Source organism: Nguyenibacter vanlangensis, assembly GCF_013376155.1.
GTDB classification, from domain to species: Bacteria; Pseudomonadota; Alphaproteobacteria; order Acetobacterales; family Acetobacteraceae; genus Gluconacetobacter; species Gluconacetobacter vanlangensis.
Genome location: NZ_JABXXP010001276.1, coordinates 1 through 524, shown reverse-complemented (window position 1 = coordinate 524; position 524 = coordinate 1). Strand labels below are relative to the sequence as shown.

Sequence of the window (524 nt, the reverse complement as noted above, 5' to 3'; positions counted from 1 at the left end):
CATGGCCTGGGCGCGGGCCGGGTGGGGCGTGGCGGAGAGGGTGGCGAGGAGCGCGGCCGTGCCGGCGGCGGCCCGGAGGGAAATACGGGTCATGCCACCACCACGGTGCGGAACATGCCGACCTCCATGTGGTAGAGCAGGTGGCAGTGATAGGCCCATAGGCCGGGCACGTCGGCCGTGACCAGGTAGCTAAGCCGTTCGCCGGGCTTGACGGTGATGGTGTGCTTGTAGGGCCGGTGGGCGCCCTGGCCGTTTTCCAGCTCGCTCCAGAGTCCGTGCAGGTGGATCGGGTGTTCCATCATCGTGTCGTTGACCAGCACGAAGCGCACGCGTTCGCCCAGGCCCAGGCGGATCGGCTGGGCCTCGGAGAATTTGCGGCCGTCGAAGCCCCAGATGAAGCGTTCCATATTGCCGGTCAGATGCAGGGTGATGTCGCGGGCGGGCGGGCGCGGATCGGTGCCCGGGCACGTGGCGCGCAGATCGGCATAGGTGAGGACGCGCCGGCCGTTGCCCGCGAGCCCGTC

At 69.5% G+C, this 524-nt stretch carries 1 protein-coding gene; it reads right to left on the bottom strand.

All coding sequences use genetic code 11. The features are described from left to right. Positions 1 to 89: 89 nt before the first annotated feature. Positions 90 to 524: multicopper oxidase domain-containing protein (locus HUK84_RS22570; protein WP_176642085.1), on the bottom strand; the 435-nt coding region annotated here is incomplete at its 5' end.